The following is a 20,442-nucleotide window of genomic DNA, read 5'->3' as shown; positions in this document are numbered from 1 at the left end:
ATGCGCCCTAGCGTTATCCGGCCCGTTATTGCTGTTGCCTTGGCAGCAGCCCTAACGGGCTGTTTCAATTCTGTAGACCCGGTTGCGGAAATCTACGGCGCAACCATGGGCAGTACCTATTCGATCAAGTGGGTTCCTGTCGAGGATGCTCCGGATGCAGAGACGCTGCAGGCCGACATCGATGGCATGCTTGCGCGGTTTGATGAAGAGGCCTCAACCTGGCGTTCTGATTCTGATATCGCCCGGTTTAATGCGGCACCGGCCGGGACGTGCATGGATATGCCCAACTCCGTGCTCGATATGGTCCGCTTGGCCGAAACCCTCAATCGCGAGAGTAACGGAGCGTTCGATGTAACGGTCGGGCCGTTACTCAAGTTGTGGGGGTTCCATGGCGATCCGCAGCTGCAGGAGGTGCCAAACGCCGATGCGCTTGCCGCGGCCATGCAGACGGTCGGACAGCAGCACCTGCACGTACGTGAGTCCCAACTTTGCAAGGATGTTGCGCTGACTGTCGAGCTGAGTAGTGTTGGCGCCGGCTATATGGTTGACCGGGTGTCTGAACGTCTTGAGCACTACGGCATCAAAAACTATATGGTTGAGATGACGGGAGAACTTAAGGCTGTTGGCCACAAGCCGGGTGACCGGCCATGGCGGATTGCCATTGAAGAGCCGCGAGACGATAACCGCGTGGCTCAGATGATTCTCTCGCTTGATGGTGAGGGCGTTTCAACCTCAGGTGACTATCGTAATTATTTCGAACTTGATGGCCAGCGTTTCTCACATACCTTCGATGCGCGTACCGGGAAGCCGGTGATGCACCGTCTGGCGGCGGTAACCGTGCTGGACCCCTCTGCGGCAAGGGCGGATGGCCTTTCCACAGTGTTGATGATCATGGGTGAGAAGGCCGGATGGGATTATGCTATTGCCCACGACATCGCTGCATTTTTCGTTGTGCGCGACGGCGACACCTTTGAATCCAGGGTGACCCCGCGCTTTGATGCCCTTACCCCGGGCAAGGAGTAAAACATGGTTTGGCTATTGGCTTTTCTGCTCATGCTGCTGTGTGTTGCCGGCATGGCAGTTGGAGTGATGATGGGGCGCAAGCCCATCGCCGGCTCCTGTGGCGGCATTGGTGCTGTGGGTGTCGATAAGGCGTGTGGTATCTGTGGGGGTGACACAACCAAGTGTGAAGAGGCCAGCGCTAACGCCGGTGTGCCTCAGCGCCCAATGAACAAGGATCTGATTCGCGACGCGACCAAGGTCGACTAGTGATTCACGTGTGGCACGTGGCACCCTCTTTTTCCGTGATACAAGGAACAGACTGAATGGCCGTCTATAACTACGACGTGGTGGTGCTGGGCTCAGGCCCGGCGGGTGAGGGCGCGGCGATGAACGCCGCCAAGCATGGCCGCAAGGTGGCCGTGGTCGAGGAGCGCAGGGAAGTTGGTGGTAACTGCACTCATCTCGGAACTATTCCTTCCAAGGCGTTGCGTTATTCGGTCAAGCAGATCATTCAGTTCAACACCAACCCGATGTTCCGCCAGATTGGCGAGCCGCGCTGGTTCTCGTTTCCCGATGTGCTGCGCAGCGCTGAAAAGGTAATGAACAAGCAGGTGGCTTCGCGCACCAGCTACTACGCTCGTAATCGCGTTGATGTGTTCTTCGGCAAAGGCAGCTTTGCTGATGAAAACACCATCGAGGTGGTAGATGGCTCCGGCGCGGTGGAAAAGCTGATCACCAAGGAGGTCATCATTGCCACCGGATCACGCCCGTATCGCCCTGCTGACGTCAACTTCAGCCATCCGCGGATCTATGACAGCGATACTATCCTCAAGCTCAACCATACGCCGCGCACGCTGATTATCTATGGTGCCGGCGTGATCGGCTGTGAGTATGCGTCGATTTTCTGTGGTCTCGGCGTGAAAGTCGACCTGATCGACACCCGTGACCGGCTGCTCAGCTTCCTCGATGATGAAATCTCCGATGCGCTCAGCTATCACCTGCGTAACAGCAGCGTGCTTATCCGACACAATGAGGAGTATGAAAAGATTGAGGGGCTGGATAACCGAGGCGTGGTTCTTCAGCTCAAATCGGGCAAACGACTTAAGGCCGATGCGCTGCTCTGGTGTAACGGGCGTACCGGCAACACTGACGGGCTGGGTCTGGAGAATGTGGCGTTGCATCCCAATGGCCGCGGCCAGCTGGAGGTGGACGAGAACTACCGCACCAGTGTGCCGAATATCTATGCTGTCGGTGACGTGATCGGCTGGCCCAGCCTGGCCAGTGCGGCCTTTGACCAGGGCCGGTCAGCGGCGGGTAACATCGTCAGCAACGACGGCTGGCGCTTTGTCGACGACGTGCCGACCGGGATCTACACCATTCCAGAGATCAGTTCGTTGGGTAAGACCGAGCGCGAGCTCACTGAGGCGTGCGTGCCTTACGAGATTGGCCAGGCCTTTTTCAAGAGTATTGCGCGTGCGCAGATCAGTGGTGAGCCGGTTGGCCTGCTGAAAATTCTGTTCCACCGCGAGACGCTCGAGGTGCTGGGTATCCACTGTTTTGGAGACCAGGCGGCGGAGATTGTGCACATTGGTCAGGCGATCATGAACCAGAAGGATGGGGCCAACACCATCAACTACTTCGTCAACACGACCTTCAACTACCCCACCATGGCTGAAGCCTATCGGGTCGCGGCGTTGGACGGCTTGAACCGGCTGTTTTGATTGGTCCGGGGCGCTACGGGCGCCCCTGATTGATTACCTTTACCGCGAGGGAGGGCAGGTCGGTAATCAGGCTGTCCACACCCATTGCGGTCAGTCGCCGCATCAATTCTGCATCGTTTACAGTCCAGACCGACACATGCAGTCCGGCTGCTTTTGCTGCGCGCAAACGCCGTTCGCTGCAGAGCTTCCAGTTCAGAATTAGATAGTCGCAGCCGTAGCGGCGAGCGCTCTTTATCGGATCAAGCAGTCCGTACTCTTCCACCAGTCCGGTCGGCAGCATGAAGTCGTTGCGTTTGGCGTAGCGCAATAGCGTTCGGCTGGAGGAGGTGACCACCGCCTTGTCGTGCAGCTTGTACTGCTCCGTCAGCGCGGCTATAGCGTCGAGAACGATACGTGACTGACGTTCTGATCCGCTTTTTACCTCTAACTGATAGTGTTCGATCTCCGGGCACTCCTGCAGCAATTGTGCAAGGGTCGGAATGGGGCAGGGCGTGCTCCAATCGGCCAGGCCCAGACGCGCATCCATCCGAGTGAGTTCGGCGGCGGTGTGCTGGGCCACCTTGCCGCGCAAGCCCGTAGTGCGCTTAAGAGTCGGGTCGTGTATCACCATCAGTTGCTGGTCTGCAGACAGGTGAAGGTCAAGCTCTACCCGGGTTACCCCGGCTTCAAGTGCTTTGCGAAAACTGGGCAAGGTATTTTCTGGTGCTTCTGCCCGTGCACCACGGTGTCCGTAAATCAGGGTCATTTCAGATCAGGGTGCCTTCGGGGTGTGCAGGCGTACGCTGTCGATGACCTTGTTGTACTCGAAGTACACGCTGAAGTCAGGATAGTCCCAGCGGGTAATTGGGGGTTGGCCGACGGCGGCATGGCGCTTGCTCGGCTCGCCCCAGCGTGCAGTGACACTGTCAAAGGTGGCACCGCGTTGCGGCAATGGGGTTTGCTGGCCGCTGGCTTGTTCGCCGACCGGAATGCGCAGGGTATCAGCCTGGGCGGTGCCGGCCAGGGACAGGCAGGCGCAGAGCAGTAGCGAGTAGGTGGCTTTCATCTCGGAGTTCCTTTCAGGTTGATTTTGCGGCGCGGATGTCCTGCGCCTGCTTTTGCAGGATGTGTCGTGCCAGCAACTGACGTTGGGCATCGTTAATCAGGTCGAAGTTCAATGCAATGCGCCAGCGGTCAGGGGTGTCGGCGGGCTCGCAGCGTACCACCCTGGCAGGAATCGCCAGCCCAAGAGGAGCCGGTAGCAAAACCAGGCGCGCCGCGACCCAGCTGTCGACGGGGTAGGCGGTGTCCGCCTCGAAGTCCACACCGCCCTCGCTGAGGCTGACACTCTGGGGGGCGCCCAGGTTGTCACCCAGCTCCAGGGCCAGTGTCTGGCCAAGCAGGTCGATGCGCTTGTTGATGATCTTTAGATATTGGGCCAGCGCCCGGTCACGTTCGCTGATCTGACGCAGCAGGTGCTGGGACTCATAGTCCAGCATGTGCAGGTCGGCTAGCAGGTTGAACAGGGCGCTCTGGCGTGACCCCAGATCTGCCTCAGGACCTGCAATGGGCGTGCAGTCCAGGAGAATCTGATCCTGAATGCGAAAGAACTCGCGGCTTTCTTCGTGGTCTGTGTGCATGGCGATTCTCTATTCGCGCCGTCGGTAGGCGCTGACCAGGCTGTGACGTTCAGTGTAACATGTCGCTCAAAATCCACCGGCTATGGCCGGAGCATAAGGTAACCCGCTTTTCATGTTCAGACCTTTACCCTTTTTTATCGGCCTGCGCTACACCCGTGCCAAACGGCGTAATCATTTCATTTCCTTCATCTCGCTGATCTCGATGCTCGGGCTCACGTTGGGGGTGATGGTGATGATCCTTGTGCTGTCGGTGATGAACGGTTTCGACCGGGAGTTGCGCACGCGGATTCTCGGTATGGTGCCGCACGCTACCATCAACGGCTATCAACCAATCAGTGACTGGCGCTCGTTGGCCGAGCGCTTTGAGCAGAATCCGAAAGTCGTCGGCACGGCACCATTCATCCAGCTTCAGGGCATGCTGACCCATAACGGTAGTGTCGCGCCAGTGCTGGTCAACGGTATCGAGCCGCAGGCAGAAAAGCGTGTCTCGATTCTGGAAAACCACATGCAGTCAGGGTCGCTGGACAATCTGGCGGCGGGTGAGTTTGGTATTGTGATTGGGGAACTGATCGCCAAGCGCTTCAACGTGGCAGTAGGCGACAAGCTGACGTTCGTGCTACCGGAGGCTTCGGTCACCCCCGCAGGTGTGTTCCCGCGCCTGAAGCGTTTTACCGTGACCGGCGTCTTCAAGGTTGGAGCCGAGCTGGATGCCTCCCTAGCGATGATTCACATCGACGACGCGGCACGCCTGAGCCGCTGGGAACCAGGTCAGGTGCAGGGCGTACGATTGAAGCTAAAGAACCTGTTTGAAGCGCCGCAGGTGGCCTGGGATCTGGTGCGTGAACTGCCTGGCGACTACTACGCGCAGGACTGGACTCGGACTCACGGTAATCTGTTCGCCGCGATCAAGATGGAAAAGACCATGATTGGTCTACTGCTGATGCTGATTGTTGCAGTTGCTGCCTTTAACATCATTTCGACGCTGGTCATGGTGGTCACCGACAAGAAGGCGGATATTGCCATTCTGCGCACTCTGGGAGCGACTCCGGGCTCGATCATGGGTATTTTCATGGTGCAGGGATCGTTGATCGGTGTCGTCGGTACCATCAGCGGCTGTGTTCTGGGCGTGCTGGCGGCGCTGAACGTTTCCGATATGGTGGCCTGGCTTGAGCGGGTGCTGGGCATCCAGTTCCTCAGCTCGGACGTCTATTTCATCAGCTACTTGCCCTCCGAATTGATCTGGAGCGACGTGGCCATTATCTGTGCCACGGCACTGAGCCTGAGTTTCCTGGCTACTCTGTATCCCGCATGGCGGGCGTCACGAACCGAGCCTGCGGAGGCGTTGCGCTATGACTGATCTCGTTTTGGAATGCCGTAATCTGTGTAAGGAATACGCGGTAGGGCCACAGAATCTTCGTGTGCTCGACAATGTGGAGCTGCACCTGCAGCGCGGCGAACGTGTTGCTATCGTCGGTAGCTCCGGGTCCGGCAAGACGACCCTGCTGAACATGCTGGGTGGGCTGGATACGCCGACATCCGGTGAAGTTCGGCTGGCAGGTCGCGAGCTGTCAGCGCTGAAAGAAGTGGATCGTGGGCGTCTGCGTAATGAGGCGCTGGGGTTTGTCTATCAGTTCCACCATCTGCTGCCCGAGTTCACCGCATTGGAGAACGTCTGCATGCCGCTGTTGATTGGTCGTACGCCAATTTCAGAGGCGCGTCAGCGCGCGGTAGCAATGCTGGAACGGGTGGGGCTGGGAGAGCGTATTGGTCACAAGCCGGCGGAGCTGTCCGGTGGCGAGCGACAGCGTGTGGCGATCGCACGTGCCTTGATCAACCAGCCGGCCTGTGTGCTACTCGATGAGCCGACCGGTAACCTTGACCAGTACACCGCAGAGAGCGTTCAGCAGTTGATGCTGGAGCTCAGTCAGACACTGCAGACCGCGTTTTTGGTCGTTACCCACGATCTGGCACTCGCGGCCCAGATGGACCGCACCCTCACTCTGCGTCAGGGCCAGTTGTTGTCGGCCTGACGTTTCAGTCCTGCGACTGGCGACGACGTCGCAATTTACGTCGTTGCCAGTTGCGTGATACCCACATGCGCCAATACAACAACGTCAGCACATAGCCGAGTGTGGCGACTATTGTGCCTACCACCAATGATCCGAGCAGTAGGGGTTGCCAGATGTGGTGCAGCTCCGCCATCAGCCAGTTGACCGACAGCTCCATTGGCATGCTGCGCTCGGATGTGCCCAGCAACAGCACGCCGACCTGATACTGGGCGAAGAAAATGGGTGGCATGGTGACGGGGTTGGTCAGCCAGACCAGACTGACCGAGATCGGCAGATTGGAGCGCACCAGAATGGCGATGGCTGCGGCGACTGCCATCTGCAGCGGTATTGGCATCAGCGCGACGAACAGGCCGACGGCCATTGCGCGCGAGACGCTATGGCGGTTGAGATGCCACAGATTCGGGTCGTGCAGCAGATTGCCCATGAACTGCAGGGACTTGCTGCTCTTGATCCGATCGGGGTGGGGCATCATGCGTTTGAGTAAGCGGCGCGGCATCGCTGAGTTCGGTTTAGCTGGCGTGCGCCAATTATGCATGGAATGTCAGGTTGGCACTACTGCCTGACAGCTAAAGCAAAACAGGATGTTTCCGTGAGTGATCTGCGTCTGCTGCTGCTCTGTCTGCTGGCAGGGCTGCTCTGCCCGTTGCTCTTTACGGCACTGCCGCTTTGGACACCGTTTGCCGGCGGTGTTGTTGTGCTGGCATTGCTGCTCCGTCGCCGCCCGTTGCGCCCCTTGCGCGCGTTATTGTTGTTCTGCTGTGGCTTGTCGTGGTCGCTTTTCTGGCATCACGCGGCGCTTGACTCTCGTCTGTCACTGGCACTGGATAATCAACAAGTCACGCTCACCGGGCGGGTTGATTCGTTGCCACAGCAGACGGATACCGGCTGGCGGTTTCAGTTACGCGATGTGCGAGATATCTCGCAGCGGTCATTGCCCGATATGCGCCTGCACTGGTGGGGCGGTGCCCCGATTGCGGCTGGCGAGATATGGCAGCTGGAGGTGCGTTTGCGCCGTCCCAGGGGGCTGCGTAACCCCGGCACCTTTGATTATGAATCATGGCTCTATGCGCAGGGGATTGGTGCGGTGGGCAGCGTGAAAGCCGGACAGCGAATATCAGCTGCTCCGGCGTTGGGGCAGTGGCGCGATCGGCTGCAGGAACGGCTTGCCAGGCCGTTATCCGAGCTGCCGCGGGGTACGAGGCTACTAGCCCTGTTAACGGGCGATCGCAAGGCGCTCGACCGGAGCGACTGGGATCTGCTGCAAGCAACTGGCACGACCCACCTGCTGGTTATCTCTGGCCTGCATATCGGCATGCTGGCAACGGCTGTATTTGCCCTCATGGGGCTTGTGCTGCGCAGCTTTCCGCTCGGCTGGTCGCGGCCTCAGCTGTGGTTGAGTGCGCCGGTGGCACTGGTTGCTGCAGTGGGCTATGCCGGGCTTGCCGGTATGGGGGTGCCGGTGCAGCGGGCATTGTTGATGTGTTTGCTGGTTTTGCTGCTGAAACTCTGGCGACGTCAGTTGCCTGCGATCGAGCTTTGGCTGGCAGCAATGGTGATCGTTACCTTGGTCAACCCGGCGGCGCCACTGCGTGCCGGATACTGGCTATCGTTCATGGCGGTGGGGTTGCTGTTGCTTGGGATGGGCGGGCGTCTGCATACCGGTAGCGTTTGGTGGCGCTGGGGGCGAGCCCAGTGGATTGCATTTATTGGTCTTTGGCCTTGGTTGCTGCTGTGGGGGCTGCCGACCAGTGCGGTGGCGATGCTGGTCAATCTGCTGGCTATCCCTTGGGTCAGTTTGCTGGTGGTGCCCACCGCGTTGCTCGGCGCGGCACTGGAGCTGCTCTGTGGGCTGGATTGGTTGTTGCTGTTGGCAGCTCATCTGCTGAATCTGTTGTTGTTGGCCTTGGCCTGGGTCGCAAAGTGGGATGGCCTGTTGTGGCTGCCATTTCCGGGCTGGAGTGCATGGTTGCTGGCGCTGGCGGGAGTGCTGGCCTTGCTGTTGCCGGTTGCCACGCTGCGCCCGCTGGCACTGTTGTGCCTGCTGCCGCTCCTGTTGCCGCCGCAGGCTCGACCTGCAGCAGGTGAGGTTCGGGTGATTGTGCTGGATGTCGGACAGGGATTATCGGTGCTGGTACAGACTGCTGGCCACGACCTGCTGTATGACGCCGGCGCGCGTTTTGGCAGCGGCTTCGATCTGGGGGAGGCGGTCGTTGCGCCGGCACTACTCAGCTTTGGGGTGCGCGAGCTGGATTTGCTGCTGCTTAGTCACGCCGATACGGATCACGCTGGCGGCGCGCTCGCACTGGCTCGACGTGTGCCACCGTTGCGGGTAATCAGTGGCGAGGCGGAGCGTATTCCTGCAGCGCTTGCCGCCGATGCCTGCCGTATGGGGCAGGAGTGGCTCTGGGATGGGGTTCGCTTCCGTTTGTTGCAAGCTCAGGATAGCGGTGATGACGGCAATGCCCGTTCCTGTGTGCTGCAGGTCTGGGCGGGTGAGCATTCGTTGTTGCTGCCAGGGGATATTGGCAAGGCCGATGAAGCGCTCCTGCTGGCTGAGTTGGCACCGGCCGAGTTGTTAGTGGCACCGCACCATGGCAGCCGCAGCTCCTCAAGCTATGCGCTGATAAGACGCCTTGGGCCAAAGTGGGTCGTGTTTAGTGCCGCCTATCATAATCCGTTCGGCCACCCTCATCCGCAGGTTGTGGCGCGCTACCGCGAATTGGGCAGCGATGCGATTTATACTGGCGGCGCCGGGGCGGTCAGCTTTATCCTGAGGCCTGACCGGCCGGTTGTTACGGAGTGGCGCTGGCGCGATGTGGCGCGGCGCTTCTGGCATGAATAACAAGCAGGTGTGCGTTGGTTTTGCGGGCCTTGGAACCGGCATGCTGTGCTAGAGTAGGCAACGTTTTTGGGGGAGGGATCGCTTGTGTGGGAATTGATCAGTTCTGGCGGATGGTTGATGTTGCCCATCATCCTGTCGTCAGTCATCGCCGTGGCTATCGTGATTGAGCGACTGTGGGCGCTGCGCAGCGGCAGGGTGGCTCCGGTCAATCTGCTGGGTCAGGTCTGGCGGTGGGTCAAGGATGGTCAACTGGATGCCGCAAAGCTGAAAGCGTTGCGCGCAGATTCGCCGCTGGGTGAGATTCTGGCGGCGGGGCTGGCTAACTCTCGGCACGGTCGCGAGATCATGAAAGAGTGCATTCAGGAAGCTGCCGGCAAGGTAGTACATGAACTGGAGCGCTACCTGAATACCCTCGGTACCATCGCAGCCATCACGCCGCTGCTCGGTTTGCTGGGGACTGTAATCGGCATGATTGACGTCTTCAGTGCCATCATGATCCAGGGCACGGGCAATACCGGAGTGCTGGCCGGTGGTATCTCCAAGGCGCTGATCACTACCGCCGCCGGTTTGACCGTCGCCATTCCCGCCGTGTTCTTTCATCGCTTCTTCGTGCGTCGTGTGGATGAACTGGTTGTCACCATGGAGCAGGAGGCGACCAAGCTGGTCGAAGTAATGCAGGGTAACCGCGAGGTCGAATTCAACGGCAATGATCGCGTAGCTGCGGCTGGCGGAAAGGGGGCCTGAGGGTGAACTTCCGTCGGCAGAAAATAGAGGAAGTCAGCGTCAACCTGACCCCTTTGATTGACGTGGTGTTTCTGCTGCTGATCTTCTTCATGGTGTCGACTACGTTTACCCGTGAAACACAGCTCAAGCTGGACCTGCCGCAGGCGGTTTCCGGGGAGCGGGTAGAGGATCGCACCATCAGGCAGTTGGAACTGACCATCAACGCGACAGGTGAGATGGCGTTGAACGAGCGCACACTCATTACGTCTGATCTCAAGACGCTTATGGCTGCACTGCAGAAGGAGTCCGCTGGTAATACTGATCTGCCGCTGGTGATCAGTGCCGACGCACAAACGCCGCACCAGTTTGTCATCACCGCGATGGACGCCGCCGGCCAGCTCGGCTTAAACCATCTGCGCCTGACGACCAGCGAAGCCGAGGCGGACGCAGCTAAGTGAGCGGTTCGTCGCTGGAGCAGCGGCTGCTGCGTGCTTGGTATACCAAGGCTCCCTGGCTACCGCTGTTGCGCCCGCTGTCTGCCCTGTATCGCCATCTGGTGGTTCGCCGACGGCAGGCTTATCTGAGCGGCGAGCGGGCTCAGTGGCAGCCACCGGTGCCGTTGATTGTGGTCGGTAATATCACCGTGGGCGGGACCGGCAAAACGCCCATGGTGGTCTGGTTGATAGAATTTCTGCGCGCGCGTGGTTATCGCGTAGGAGTGGTCAGTCGAGGCTATGGGGCTCGGCCGCCACGGTATCCGTGGCACGTATCGGCAACGGATGAGCCCGCGCTTTGCGGCGATGAACCGGCGCTACTGGTTCGGCGCTGCGATGTGCCGGTGGTGATCGATCCGGACCGACCGGCAGCCGCACGGCATTTGCTAGCGACCACGGATGTGAACCTGATTATCAGCGATGACGGCTTGCAGCACTATGCGCTGGGTCGGACGGTCGAGCTGGTGATGCTTGATCATTTGCGTGGCTTGGGAAACGCTCGCTGTCTACCCGAAGGCCCACTGCGTGAGCCAGCCGAGCGGCTGGATGCCGTAGATCTGGTGGTCAGAAATGGCGCTGCGAACGACTCCGTGAAGGGCTTTGCCATGCAGCTGGTACCGCTGACGCTAGTCAATCTGGCCAGCGGGGAGCGGGTTGCTGCGGCGCGCTGGTCTGGGCCCCGTCAGGTTACCGCGATGGCCGGCATCGGCAATCCTCAGCGTTTTTTTCGGACGCTTGAAACCCTCGCCTTCGAGTTTGATACTCGCATTTTTCCCGATCATGCCAATTATGACGCGTCGACCCTCAGCACCCTGCCGGTAGATCGGCCGGTGCTTATGACTGAAAAGGACGCGGTAAAATGTGCTGGTTTGGCGCAGGACAACTGGTGGTACCTCAGTGTTGAGGCGCACCTGAGTGATGCTTTCGAGGCGGCGCTGCTGGGTTTGCTGCCGTCGTCTCACCCCGATGAAATCAAGCAGGAGTAACTGATGGACCCTAAATTGCTGGATGTGCTCGCTTGCCCCCTGTGCAAGGGACCGCTGGTGCTGAGCGACGACAAGCAGGAGCTTTGGTGCCGTGCTGACGGCCTGGCATTCCCGGTGCGTGATGGTATTCCGGTGATGCTGGAGACCGAGGCGCGCCCCCTGAATGCCGACGAAAAGCTGGGTGACTGAGCATGTTTCACGTCATCATTCCGGCCCGCTACGCCTCAACTCGGCTGCCGGGCAAGCCGCTGCAACTGATCGACGGCAGGCCGATGGTGCAGCACGTTTGGCAGCAGGCCTGCAAGAGTGGTGCCGCCTCGGTGATAGTGGCCACGGATGATCAGCGCATCCTGGATGCCTGTGCGAGCTTTGGTGCTACCGCAATCATGACGCGCGCAGACCATCCTACCGGCACTGACCGGCTGCAGGAGGTAGTCAGCCAGTTGGGTCTGGCGGACGACGCCTGTGTGGTCAATGTGCAGGGTGATGAACCATTGATCCCGCCAGCGGTGATCGACCAGGTCGCAGCTAACCTGATGGCAGCCAGGGACGCGGGTATAGCCACGCTGGCTGAGCCAATACGGGATAGCGAGACCCTGTTCAACCCCAACGCGGTCAAAGTGGTCTGCGATCATCAGGGTTACGCACTGTACTTCAGTCGCGCGCCGATGCCCTGGTGTCGTGACCAGTTTGCCAATGGTCCGGCCGCGTTGCCTGAGGGTATTCCGTTCCGCCGTCACGTCGGTATTTACGCCTATAAGGTCAGTTTCCTGCATGCCTATGTGGGTTGGCCAAGCAGCCCGCTGGAAACGGCTGAATCGCTGGAGCAGCTCAGAGCACTCTGGTTTGGTACGCGGATCCATGTTGCCGACGCATGCGAGACGCTGCCGGCTGGGGTGGATACGGCAGAAGATCTTGACCGGGTGCGAGCGCTGTTGGGGGCGTCATGAAGCGCGTTCTGTTTGTCTGTCTCGGCAACATTTGCCGGTCTCCATCGGCTCAGGGAGTGTTTGAGTCGATGGTTTCAGCGCGTGGCCTGCAATCACAGTTTGAAATCGACTCGGCTGGTACCGGCGGCTATCACGCTGGCGAGCCGCCTGATCGGCGTGCTCAGGCCGCGGCGCGGCGGCGCGGATATGACCTGAGCGGGCAGCGCGCGCGTGCGGTGCGCCCATCAGATTTTCAGCAGTTTGACCTGATTCTGGCTATGGATCGTAGCAACCTGGAGAATTTGCTGCGGGTCGCTCCAGCCAATTGTGCGGCCCGGGTCAGGTTGTTCATGAGTTACGCGCCGGCATGGCCGGCAGAGGTTCCTGATCCGTACTTTGGTGGCGATCAGGAGTTCGAGCAGGTGCTCGATATGCTGGAGGCTGCTTCTGAAGCGCTACTGGACGAGGTCGCCAGTTGATGTTGACGGTTGAGTCGGGAGTGGGTCTGCAGCCGTTCAATAGTATGGCTATCAAGGCACGAGCCGAGCATCTGGTGCGGGTTCAGTCCGACGCCCAGTTGCGTCAGGCACTAGAGCTGGCTCAGGCCAGTGGTTGGCCAGTTACCTTGTTGGGTGGTGGCAGCAATGTGGTGCTTGCGGGTGACGTCGCCGGGCTGGTGGTGGTGATGTGCAGTCGCGGGCGTCGTGTGCTGGCGCGCGAGCCCCATGGTGTGTTGATTGAAGCCGAGGCAGGGGAGAACTGGCATCAGCTTGTGTGCTGGACGCTTGATCTCGGCCTGGCCGGGTTGGAGAACCTGTCGCTGATACCGGGTACCGCAGGTGCGGCTCCAGTGCAGAACATCGGTGCCTATGGTGTTGAGGTTCGAGAGTTATTTGACAGCTTGGACGCACTGGATCGAGAGACTGGCGAGATTCGTTCTTTTTCGCTTCAGGAGTGTGCCTTTGCTTATCGTGACAGCCTGTTCAAGCGAGCAGCCGGGCGTTATGTGATCCTCCGCATTCGGCTTTGTCTGCAGAGCAGGCCGTGCTTACGGGTCGACTATGCTCCGCTCGCTGCAGCTTGGCAGGCGACGGGCTTGACCCGGGCGGATGCGCGGGTTGTTGCCGAGCTGGTGATGTCGATTCGGCGCAGTAAGTTGCCGGATCCTGCCTTGATTCCCAATGCTGGCAGCTTTTTCAAAAATCCGCTGGTGTCGGCCCGGGTCGCAGACGAGCTGGCTGCGCGGTTTCCGACGATGCCGCAGTTCCCTCAAGAAGGCGGTGAGGTCAAGCTGGCGGCTGGCTGGTTGATTGATCAGGCGGGCTGGAAGGGGTTCAGGGACGGGCCGGTTGGGGTCCACCGAGAGCAGGCGTTGGTGCTGGTCAATCCGGGTGGTGGTACTGGTGCCCAGGTGCTGGGGCTGGCGGAGAAGATCAGGCAGGACGTGTTGCAGCGCTACGGTGTCTTGCTGGAGCAGGAGCCGCCTGTGGTTGGCGGTTAGAGCGTCAATCGCGGGGTATAAAAAAAGGGGATGCAATGCATCCCCTTTTTCGTGGCTGACTATCAGGGCTTGCCGCCCTCGGTCAGCTCAGGCTTGCGAGGAGCTTCCTCTGCGTCAGTCTGCTCCGAAGCTTGCTCTGCTGTTGCTTCAGTTTGCTCGACTTCTTCAGCGGCGGCCGTTTCCGTGCTCGCGGCGGTTTGCTCTTCAGTTGCGCTGTCGAGCAGATCGACCTGCCGAGGTTGGCTCGGTTCGGCGGGGGCTTCAACCGTCGGAGCCGGCTCAGAGGATTCTGCTGCGGTCTCTGCTGTTTCGGCTGGAGCCGCTTCTACAGCTTCCTCTGGCTGGGCCTGTGCAGCTTTTGCTGCCTCGGCTTCGGCCTGGCGCTTTGCCTCAAGTTGGCGCTTGCGAATTTCGCGTGGGTCGTTGTAGGCACGGCCACTTTCGGTCAGCGCCGGGATGGTGGTTTCAGCTTCAACAGGTTGCTCCGCAACAACATCGGCCTTGGGCTCTTCCGCTGCTACGGGCGGAGTCGCCTCAGTGTCGGCTTCGACGACCACTTCGGCTACTTCGGTCGTAGCGGCAGGGGTGGTCGGCTCGGCAGCTTGCTCGTCCGCTGCGGCTTCGCTGACGGCCGGTGCCTCGACGCTCTCTGCTGGTGAGTCGGCCGGCGTGCTTGCGGCTTCGGCCTCGACCTCTGTTTCCTTCGGTTGGGCCTGGCTGAACGCTTCGACTGCGGTTTCGATGGAGGCTTCGACCTTGGTTACTGCCTCGGTCAGGCCGGTCTCGACCGGTGTCTGCACGTCTGCAACATCGTCTGCGCCTTCTTCTGCCGCTTTCTGCTCGACTGGCGTTGCTTCTGCCTGTACGGACTCAGTTGCGGCGACGGTTGCTGTGGCCGCTACTGGTTCGGCACTGCTTTCTGCTGCGGCTGTTTCGGTCGCTTCGTTGTTGCCATCTGCATCGGTAGCGCCTTCGCTCTGCGGGCGGCGGCGGTTGTTGCGGCGACGCTGGCTGCTGCGTGAGCGGCGTTTCGGACGCTCACCTTCTGCACCGTCGCTGTCCGCGCTGGCAGCTTCGTTGGTCACATCAGCCACGTCTGCGGCGCTGACCTGCTCTTCAGCCTGCTCGGCCTGCTCAGGTCGCGGCTGTTGTGGACGGCGCTCACGCTGCTCGCGAGGCTGGCGCTCCTGGGTGTTGTCCTCACGGTTGCCGCGTTGGTCTGCTTCGACAGCGGCGGGGGCTGCTGCTGAGCGACGGCGGCGACGTTGCTGGTTGGTACCTTCGCTGCGCGTTGCTTCAGTATTTTCTGCTTCGCTGCGTTCGGCGCGCGGCGGTTGCTGCTTGCGCTCGCTGTCCTGACGGTTGCCGCGCTCGTTGCGCTCAGTGCGTTCGCCTCGTTCGGCGCGCTCACCACGTTCACTGCGGTCGCCGCGCTGACGGCGGTTACGGTTGTTGCGGCGCTCGTCTGCGTTGCGGCTGCTGCGCTCGCGCTTGCGTTCAGTGCTCGGTTGCTCTTCCTGCTTAGCCGGCTCTTCCGCGGGTTGCTCGCTGGCGAACAGGCCCACCAGGCTCTTGATCAGACCTTTGAACAGGTTCGGTTGGGCAGCTTGAACCGCTTCAACGGCGGCCGGCGGAGTCGGCGCAGGGCGTGCCGGGGAGAGTGCCTTGACAGCGGCTTCCTGGCGGACAATGGCGCGGGTCTGGCTGACCGGGGTCGGCTCTTCCACTTCGACTGTGCTGGTCGCGTTATAGCTGGTTTCGCCGTTGAGTACCGATTCGTGGTCGTCACGCAGGCGCTGAACGTCGAAGTGCGGGGTGTCCATGTGCGGGTTCGGCAGAACCAACACGCGAACACGGGTGCGGGCTTCGGTCTTGGCCAGCACATCGCGCTTTTCATTCAGCAGGAAGGTGGCAACCGGCACCGGCACATGGGCGCGGACTTCGGCGGTGCGTTCTTTCAGGGCTTCTTCTTCGATCAGGCGCAGAACAGACAGCGACAGGGATTCGACGTCGCGGATGGTGCCGCGGCCGTTACAGCGGGGGCAAACGATACCGCTGGTTTCACCCAGCGACGGACGCAGGCGCTGACGGGACATTTCCAGCAGACCAAAGCGGGAGATTCGGCCTACTTGTACGCGGGCGCGGTCGGCTTCAAGGCTTTCACGGACACGCTCTTCAACTGCGCGCTGGTTCTTGGCCGGAGTCATGTCGATGAAGTCGATGACGATCAAGCCGCCGATGTCGCGCAGACGTAGTTGGCGAGCGATCTCTTCGGCCGCTTCCAGGTTGGTCTGCAGCGCGGTTTCCTCGATATCGCCACCCTTGGTTGCGCGGGCGGAGTTGATATCGATGGAGACCAGTGCTTCGGTGTGGTCGATCACGATGGAACCGCCGGAGGGCAGCTTCACTTCGCGTTCGAAGGCGGTTTCGATCTGGCTTTCGATCTGGAAGCGATTGAACAGCGGTACGCTGTCTTCATACAGCTTCACCTTGCTGGCGTACTGCGGCATCACCTGGCTGATGAAGTTGAGCGCTTCTTCCTTCACGGTTTCGCTGTCGATCAGCACTTCGCCGATGTCCTGGCGCAGGTAATCGCGGATGGCGCGAATGATGACGTTGCTTTCCTGGTAGATCAGGAAGGGCGCGCTGCGCTCGGCGGAGGCGCCTTTGACTGCGTCCCAGAGTTGCAGCAGGTAGTCCAGATCCCATTGCAGTTCTTCAGCACTGCGACCCAGGCCGGCAGTGCGCACGATCATGCCCATGTCGGCAGGCACGTTGAGGCTGTTCAACGCTTCGCGCAGTTCGTTGCGCTCTTCGCCCTCAATGCGGCGGGAAATACCACCGGCACGCGGGTTGTTCGGCATCAGCACCAGATAGCGACCGGCGAGGCTGATGAAGGTGGTCAGGGCGGCGCCCTTGTTGCCACGTTCTTCCTTGTCGACCTGGACGATGACTTCCTGGCCTTCTTTCAGAACATCTTTGATGTTGACGCGACCTTCAACCTGTTTGGAGAAGTATTCGCGGGAGATTTCCTTGAGCGGGAGAAAACCGTGGCGTTCGGAGCCGAAGTCAACAAAGGCGGCTTCCAGGCTGGGTTCAACGCGGGTGATACGGCCTTTGTAGATGTTGGCCTTTTTTTGCTCGCGGGCGCCGGACTCAATGTCCAGATCGTAGAGGCGCTGGCCGTCTACCAGGGCGACACGCAACTCTTCGGGTTGAGTTGCGTTAATGAGCATTCTTTTCATGAAGTACCGTTGTGTTTCCGATGCTTTCCGGTCTACACGGGCACGGCACCTGCGACTCTCTGGTTCGGTGTCAGGTGTGTTTCTGTCATCGGCTAAAGGCCGAGATGCAGAGTTCACATCGCCATGTTCTGACGACAGTTCATTCTGTTACAGCTACTGCATACAGAGAAACTGCTTCTGGACCCCCGGCAGAACGGTTCTGGCGGGCGCGGCAGCGGGTGGCTGCCGGAAGGGGCTCTAGGGTGTCAGCGCATTGTCTGCGGGGGCCTTCGAGCCATACAGCCGTCGCACCTGGCGCGGCTGCCGGGAATCCTTGGGGAGGAATCAGCTGGACTGGGGACGGGGACACGCTGTTTGGCAAGTGTCTACGCTCGTCACATCATCCTGAAGCTGTGCATCTCCACCTAAACACGTACCCATCTGAATCGGGTGCCGCTCCGTTGTTGGTCGGTAGCGGGTTAATGTTCTGGCCTTCATCACGATGGCCAGGGTGTAAACATGAGCCCTGTCGGCGGCGGGTGTTGCCTGCTGCGACCGGGCTGCATGTAGTTGTTTCTGGGGTTTGGCAGGTGGTTTTGACCTGGGATCCCCGGCTGCAGAATCGGCAGCTCGCCGGACTATAGCAGTATTTTTTAAGTGCTTCAATTGAATGAAAAATTGTATGATGCACCGATGAAAAACACCTCTCCAGAACTGCCTGCCCAGGTTCAATTCGATGATATCTCCGCCGACCAGGCGGGGCAGCGCATTGATAACTATCTAATCACCCGCCTAAAGGGCGCGCCCAAGACACTTGTCTATCGCATTTTGCGCAAGGGTGAGGTGCGGGTGAACAAGGGACGGGTCAAGCCGGATTATCGTCTGCAGGCGGGTGATCAGTTGCGCATCCCGCCGGTGCGCTTGCCTGCGCCAAACGAGCCAGTGCTGGTCGGGCAGGGCATTCTCAATGCGCTTGAACAGAATATTTTGTTCGAGGACAAGGGGATTATCGTGGTGAACAAACCGGCTGGTCTGGCGGTTCATGGCGGTAGTGGTCTGCATTTCGGCGTCATTGAAGCGATGCGCCAGTTGCGCCCGGACTGTCCGCAGATGGAGCTGGTTCACCGGCTGGATCGCGATACCTCTGGTTGTCTGATGATTGCCAAGAAGCGCAGTGTGCTGCGGCACCTGCATGCGGCGCTGCGAGGTGATGGTGTTAACAAGCGTTACTGGGCGCTGGTGCGCGGGCGCTGGCCAGGCTCGACGAAAAAGGTGCATGCGCCTTTGCAGAAAAATAACCTGCGCTCCGGCGAGCGCATGGTTGAAGTGGACCCGGCTGGCAAGGAAAGTCTGACCGAGTTCAAGGTGCTGCAGCGCTTTGCCGATTACGCCACTTTGGTTGAGGCGCGGCCGATTACGGGGCGTACCCACCAGATTCGGGTGCACGCCAAGCATGCGGGGCACCCCATTGGTGGGGATCCCAAGTACGGTGATGACGACTTCTCTCGCGAGCTGCGTGAGCTGGGTGGCAAACGCCTGTTTTTGCATGCCCGCTCGTTATCGGTGGAAATGGCTGATGGCAGTATGCTGGAAGTTGAGGCTGAGCCGGGAGCTATGTGGGACGATACGTTGCGCAGGTTGGTCAATGCCGGTAATTGATACGCTGATCTTTGACTGGGACGGCACTCTGGCTGATTCGGTGGGTCACATCGTTCGTGCCATGCAGGCGGCGGCGGAGGCGGTCGGGCTGAATGTACCCAGTGCGCACGCGGTGCGCGGCATTATCGGTTTGGCGCTGCCGGAGGCTGCAGAGGTGCTGTTTCCGCGAGATCGCCACCTTGCTACGGCGGTGGTCGAGGCCTACAGGGATTTCTATCTCTCCGGTGAACAGGTTCCTGTCGGGCTGTTTCCTGGTGTGCGTGAGGCGTTGGATGACTGGCGTGCGCAGGGTTTTCAGTTGGCAGTGGCGACCGGTAAAGGCCGCAAGGGCTTGGCTCGAATTCTCGAGCAGCACCAGATGCTAGATTACTTTGATGCTACCCGCTGTGCCGATGAGTCGGTCAGCAAGCCGGATCCGACTATGTTGCATCAGTTGGTTGGCGAGTTAGACACGTCAGCGTCTCGCGCGTTGATGGTTGGTGATAGTGGATTCGATATTCAGATGGCGCATAACGCCGGGATGCGCGCGCTGGCAGTTAGCTATGGTGCGCAGTCGAAGGAGCAGTTGCTCGCCTTGTCGCCGCTGCACTGCATTGATGAGTTTGCCGAGCTGCCGGTTTGGTTGCGAACTCAGGGTGTTGTGGCGGCGCATAAATAGACAGAGAGGATGTGATGGATCGGGATCGCTGGACTGAGGGTGAGATGGTTGCGTCGGCAGGCTCGAAAGGTGCTAATGAAGACGCCAAGGCATGGAAGCTGCTGGAGAAAACGCTTACTGCGTCGCTGCAGGAGCAGCGGCGTTCGCGTCGCTGGGGGATCTTCTTCAAACTGCTGACTTTTACCTATCTGTTTGTGGCGCTGCTGCTAATTTCGCCGCTCGGCCGGCTCGGCTCGGCCGCGGCGGTAGGTCCACATACGGCGGTCATTGAGGTGCGCGGGGTGATTGCTGATCAGGAGGAGGCTAGCGCCGACAATCTGGTGGGGGCTTTGCGTGAGGCTTTCGAGGACGAGAATACTAAGGGTATTGTGCTGCGCATCAATAGTCCGGGCGGCAGTCCTGTGCAGTCCGGCTACGTATACGACGAAATCAAGCGTCTGCGCGCACTGCATCCTGATGTGAAGGTGTATGCGGTGATTACCGATATCGGCGCCTCGGGTGCGTATTACATCGCTTCTGCTGCAGACGAAATTTACGCCGACAAGGCTAGTTTGGTGGGCTCCATTGGGGTAACCGCGGCCGGCTTCGGATTTGTCGGTACCATGGACAAGCTGGGTGTTGAGCGGCGCACTTACACCGCCGGTGAACACAAGGCCTTTCTGGATCCCTTCCAGCCGGAAAAGCCTGATGAGCGCGCCTTCTGGCAGCAGGTGCTGAACACCACCCATGAGCAGTTTATTCGCAGCGTGCGTGAAGGGCGTGGTGATCGCCTGAAGGAAACGCCGGACATGTTCAGCGGCCTGGTCTGGTCGGGCGAACAGGCGCTGGAGCTTGGTTTGATTGATGGGCTTGCGAGCACTTCTGCGGTGGCACGTGATGTTATCGGTGCCGATGAGCTGGTCGACTTTACCCGCCAGGAATCACCGCTGCAGCGTTTTACCCGCCAGCTGGGTGCTAGTGCCGGGGCGGAATTGGCGACACGTCTTGGGCTGGAGGGGCCGTCGCTGCGCTGACT

At 60.0% G+C, this 20,442-nt stretch carries 21 protein-coding genes; 16 read left to right on the top strand and 5 right to left on the bottom strand.

Translation table 11 applies throughout. From position 1 onward, the window contains the following. From C1949_RS06460 to sthA, 3 genes are read left to right on the top strand one after another with little or no spacing between them, the layout of a single operon-like run. Nucleotides 1-1,023, top strand: a complete 1,023-nt coding sequence (locus C1949_RS06460) for an FAD:protein FMN transferase (RefSeq protein ID WP_104737652.1) — start codon at nucleotides 1-3, stop codon at nucleotides 1,021-1,023. Between the two features lie 3 nt (nucleotides 1,024-1,026). Next, on the top strand, nucleotides 1,027-1,269 hold the full coding sequence (nqrM, locus tag C1949_RS06455) for a (Na+)-NQR maturation NqrM (protein WP_104737651.1): 243 nt from the start codon (nucleotides 1,027-1,029) through the stop codon (nucleotides 1,267-1,269). Between the two features lie 56 nt (nucleotides 1,270-1,325). After that, complete coding sequence (gene sthA, locus C1949_RS06450) at nucleotides 1,326-2,723, top strand: Si-specific NAD(P)(+) transhydrogenase (protein ID WP_104737650.1); 1,398 nt, start codon at nucleotides 1,326-1,328, stop codon at nucleotides 2,721-2,723. A 13-nt stretch (nucleotides 2,724-2,736) separates the two neighbouring features. On the opposite strand, the gene C1949_RS06445 is transcribed toward sthA, so the two are convergent. From C1949_RS06445 to C1949_RS06435, 3 genes are read right to left on the bottom strand one after another with little or no spacing between them, the layout of a single operon-like run. Next, complete coding sequence (locus C1949_RS06445; RefSeq protein WP_104737649.1) at nucleotides 2,737-3,468, bottom strand: glycerophosphodiester phosphodiesterase; 732 nt, start codon at nucleotides 3,466-3,468, stop codon at nucleotides 2,737-2,739. Between the two features lie 6 nt (nucleotides 3,469-3,474). Next, the gene (locus tag C1949_RS06440; RefSeq protein WP_104737648.1) at nucleotides 3,475-3,768 is read right to left on the bottom strand and encodes a phosphodiesterase; all 294 of its coding nucleotides are present in this window, start codon (nucleotides 3,766-3,768) and stop codon (nucleotides 3,475-3,477) included. Between the two features lie 13 nt (nucleotides 3,769-3,781). Further along, nucleotides 3,782-4,342 carry a PilZ domain-containing protein gene (locus C1949_RS06435; RefSeq protein WP_104737647.1) on the bottom strand — a complete coding sequence of 187 codons (561 nt, stop codon included), beginning with the start codon at nucleotides 4,340-4,342 and terminating at the stop codon, nucleotides 3,782-3,784. A gap of 112 nt (nucleotides 4,343-4,454) precedes the next feature. Between C1949_RS06435 and C1949_RS06430 the strand changes: the two genes are divergently transcribed. Together C1949_RS06430 and lolD are read left to right on the top strand one after the other, a co-directional pair. Further along, on the top strand, nucleotides 4,455-5,699 hold the full coding sequence (locus C1949_RS06430) for a lipoprotein-releasing ABC transporter permease subunit (protein ID WP_104737646.1): 1,245 nt from the start codon (nucleotides 4,455-4,457) through the stop codon (nucleotides 5,697-5,699). Then, the gene (gene lolD, locus C1949_RS06425) at nucleotides 5,692-6,372 is read left to right on the top strand and encodes a lipoprotein-releasing ABC transporter ATP-binding protein LolD (RefSeq protein ID WP_104737645.1); all 681 of its coding nucleotides are present in this window, start codon (nucleotides 5,692-5,694) and stop codon (nucleotides 6,370-6,372) included. Before C1949_RS06430 ends, lolD begins: the two co-directional genes overlap by 8 nt. Nucleotides 6,373-6,376: 4 nt before the next feature. Here the strand turns inward: lolD and C1949_RS06420 are convergent, their stop codons facing one another. Continuing rightward, nucleotides 6,377-6,907: a DUF2062 domain-containing protein gene (locus tag C1949_RS06420; RefSeq protein ID WP_104737644.1), complete on the bottom strand. Its 531-nt coding sequence runs from the start codon at nucleotides 6,905-6,907 to the stop codon at nucleotides 6,377-6,379. Between the two features lie 93 nt (nucleotides 6,908-7,000). On the opposite strand from C1949_RS06420, the gene C1949_RS06415 reads away from it, so the two are divergent. From C1949_RS06415 to murB, 8 genes are all read left to right on the top strand, one after another. Further along, the gene (locus tag C1949_RS06415) at nucleotides 7,001-9,253 is read left to right on the top strand and encodes a DNA internalization-related competence protein ComEC/Rec2 (RefSeq protein WP_170063015.1); all 2,253 of its coding nucleotides are present in this window, start codon (nucleotides 7,001-7,003) and stop codon (nucleotides 9,251-9,253) included. 84 nt (nucleotides 9,254-9,337) lie between these two features. After that, on the top strand, nucleotides 9,338-9,997 hold the full coding sequence (locus C1949_RS06410; protein ID WP_104737642.1) for a MotA/TolQ/ExbB proton channel family protein: 660 nt from the start codon (nucleotides 9,338-9,340) through the stop codon (nucleotides 9,995-9,997). Between the two features lie 2 nt (nucleotides 9,998-9,999). Continuing rightward, nucleotides 10,000-10,434 carry an ExbD/TolR family protein gene (locus tag C1949_RS06405; RefSeq protein ID WP_104737641.1) on the top strand — a complete coding sequence of 145 codons (435 nt, stop codon included), beginning with the start codon at nucleotides 10,000-10,002 and terminating at the stop codon, nucleotides 10,432-10,434. Next, nucleotides 10,431-11,456, top strand: a complete 1,026-nt coding sequence (lpxK, locus tag C1949_RS06400) for a tetraacyldisaccharide 4'-kinase (protein WP_104737640.1) — start codon at nucleotides 10,431-10,433, stop codon at nucleotides 11,454-11,456. Before C1949_RS06405 ends, lpxK begins: the two co-directional genes overlap by 4 nt. Nucleotides 11,457-11,459: 3 nt before the next feature. Beyond that, nucleotides 11,460-11,645: a Trm112 family protein gene (locus C1949_RS06395; protein ID WP_104737639.1), complete on the top strand. Its 186-nt coding sequence runs from the start codon at nucleotides 11,460-11,462 to the stop codon at nucleotides 11,643-11,645. Between the two features lie 2 nt (nucleotides 11,646-11,647). Continuing rightward, the gene (kdsB, locus tag C1949_RS06390; protein ID WP_188656497.1) at nucleotides 11,648-12,406 is read left to right on the top strand and encodes a 3-deoxy-manno-octulosonate cytidylyltransferase; all 759 of its coding nucleotides are present in this window, start codon (nucleotides 11,648-11,650) and stop codon (nucleotides 12,404-12,406) included. Beyond that, nucleotides 12,403-12,864 (top strand): low molecular weight protein-tyrosine-phosphatase, encoded by a 462-nt coding sequence (locus C1949_RS06385; RefSeq protein ID WP_104737637.1) that lies wholly within the window; start codon nucleotides 12,403-12,405, stop codon nucleotides 12,862-12,864. The genes kdsB and C1949_RS06385 overlap by 4 nt, the downstream gene beginning before the upstream one ends. After that, nucleotides 12,861-13,886 carry a UDP-N-acetylmuramate dehydrogenase gene (gene murB, locus C1949_RS06380; RefSeq protein ID WP_211287091.1) on the top strand — a complete coding sequence of 342 codons (1,026 nt, stop codon included), beginning with the start codon at nucleotides 12,861-12,863 and terminating at the stop codon, nucleotides 13,884-13,886. Before C1949_RS06385 ends, murB begins: the two co-directional genes overlap by 4 nt. Nucleotides 13,887-13,948: 62 nt before the next feature. Here murB and rne read toward each other — a convergent pair whose 3' ends face one another. Beyond that, on the bottom strand, nucleotides 13,949-17,131 hold the full coding sequence (gene rne, locus C1949_RS06375) for a ribonuclease E (protein ID WP_104737635.1): 3,183 nt from the start codon (nucleotides 17,129-17,131) through the stop codon (nucleotides 13,949-13,951). Between the two features lie 672 nt (nucleotides 17,132-17,803). On the opposite strand from rne, the gene rluC reads away from it, so the two are divergent. Genes rluC through sppA form a run of 3 tightly spaced genes read left to right on the top strand, consistent with a single transcriptional unit; the run spans nucleotide 17,804 to nucleotide 20,440 of the window. Further along, a complete protein-coding gene (rluC, locus tag C1949_RS06370; RefSeq protein ID WP_104737634.1) occupies nucleotides 17,804-18,769 on the top strand; it encodes a 23S rRNA pseudouridine(955/2504/2580) synthase RluC in 966 nt (321 codons plus the stop codon). After that, nucleotides 18,756-19,427: an HAD-IA family hydrolase gene (locus C1949_RS06365; RefSeq protein WP_104737633.1), complete on the top strand. Its 672-nt coding sequence runs from the start codon at nucleotides 18,756-18,758 to the stop codon at nucleotides 19,425-19,427. The genes rluC and C1949_RS06365 overlap by 14 nt, the downstream gene beginning before the upstream one ends. A 44-nt stretch (nucleotides 19,428-19,471) precedes the next feature. After that, entirely contained in the window at nucleotides 19,472-20,440 is a 969-nt protein-coding gene (gene sppA, locus C1949_RS06360) for a signal peptide peptidase SppA (protein ID WP_104737783.1), read from the top strand. Nucleotides 20,441-20,442: the final 2 nt, after the last annotated feature.

The organism is Halopseudomonas oceani, assembly GCF_002903165.1.
Taxonomy (GTDB): Bacteria; Pseudomonadota; Gammaproteobacteria; order Pseudomonadales; family Pseudomonadaceae; genus Halopseudomonas; species Halopseudomonas oceani.
Note: the sequence above shows the minus strand (reverse complement) of the source record. Positions and strands in the feature narration are given on the sequence as shown.

What these genes read in the sequence shown, in the direction of transcription:
- C1949_RS06435 (WP_104737647.1), bottom strand. Translation starts at nt 4,342, where the DNA reads ATGCACACAGACCACGAAGAAAGCCGCGAGTTCTTTCGCATTCAGGAT.
- C1949_RS06440 (WP_104737648.1), bottom strand. Translation starts at nt 3,768, where the DNA reads ATGAAAGCCACCTACTCGCTACTGCTCTGCGCCTGCCTGTCCCTGGCC.
- C1949_RS06460 (WP_104737652.1), top strand. Translation starts at nt 1, where the DNA reads ATGCGCCCTAGCGTTATCCGGCCCGTTATTGCTGTTGCCTTGGCAGCA.
- lolD (WP_104737645.1), top strand. Translation starts at nt 5,692, where the DNA reads ATGACTGATCTCGTTTTGGAATGCCGTAATCTGTGTAAGGAATACGCG.
- C1949_RS06445 (WP_104737649.1), bottom strand. Translation starts at nt 3,468, where the DNA reads ATGACCCTGATTTACGGACACCGTGGTGCACGGGCAGAAGCACCAGAA.
- C1949_RS06385 (WP_104737637.1), top strand. Translation starts at nt 12,403, where the DNA reads ATGAAGCGCGTTCTGTTTGTCTGTCTCGGCAACATTTGCCGGTCTCCA.
- sppA (WP_104737783.1), top strand. Translation starts at nt 19,472, where the DNA reads ATGGTTGCGTCGGCAGGCTCGAAAGGTGCTAATGAAGACGCCAAGGCA.
- nqrM (WP_104737651.1), top strand. Translation starts at nt 1,027, where the DNA reads ATGGTTTGGCTATTGGCTTTTCTGCTCATGCTGCTGTGTGTTGCCGGC.
- C1949_RS06365 (WP_104737633.1), top strand. Translation starts at nt 18,756, where the DNA reads ATGCCGGTAATTGATACGCTGATCTTTGACTGGGACGGCACTCTGGCT.
- C1949_RS06430 (WP_104737646.1), top strand. Translation starts at nt 4,455, where the DNA reads ATGTTCAGACCTTTACCCTTTTTTATCGGCCTGCGCTACACCCGTGCC.
- rluC (WP_104737634.1), top strand. Translation starts at nt 17,804, where the DNA reads ATGAAAAACACCTCTCCAGAACTGCCTGCCCAGGTTCAATTCGATGAT.
- rne (WP_104737635.1), bottom strand. Translation starts at nt 17,131, where the DNA reads ATGAAAAGAATGCTCATTAACGCAACTCAACCCGAAGAGTTGCGTGTC.
- kdsB (WP_188656497.1), top strand. Translation starts at nt 11,648, where the DNA reads ATGTTTCACGTCATCATTCCGGCCCGCTACGCCTCAACTCGGCTGCCG.
- C1949_RS06395 (WP_104737639.1), top strand. Translation starts at nt 11,460, where the DNA reads ATGGACCCTAAATTGCTGGATGTGCTCGCTTGCCCCCTGTGCAAGGGA.
- C1949_RS06420 (WP_104737644.1), bottom strand. Translation starts at nt 6,907, where the DNA reads ATGCCGCGCCGCTTACTCAAACGCATGATGCCCCACCCCGATCGGATC.
- sthA (WP_104737650.1), top strand. Translation starts at nt 1,326, where the DNA reads ATGGCCGTCTATAACTACGACGTGGTGGTGCTGGGCTCAGGCCCGGCG.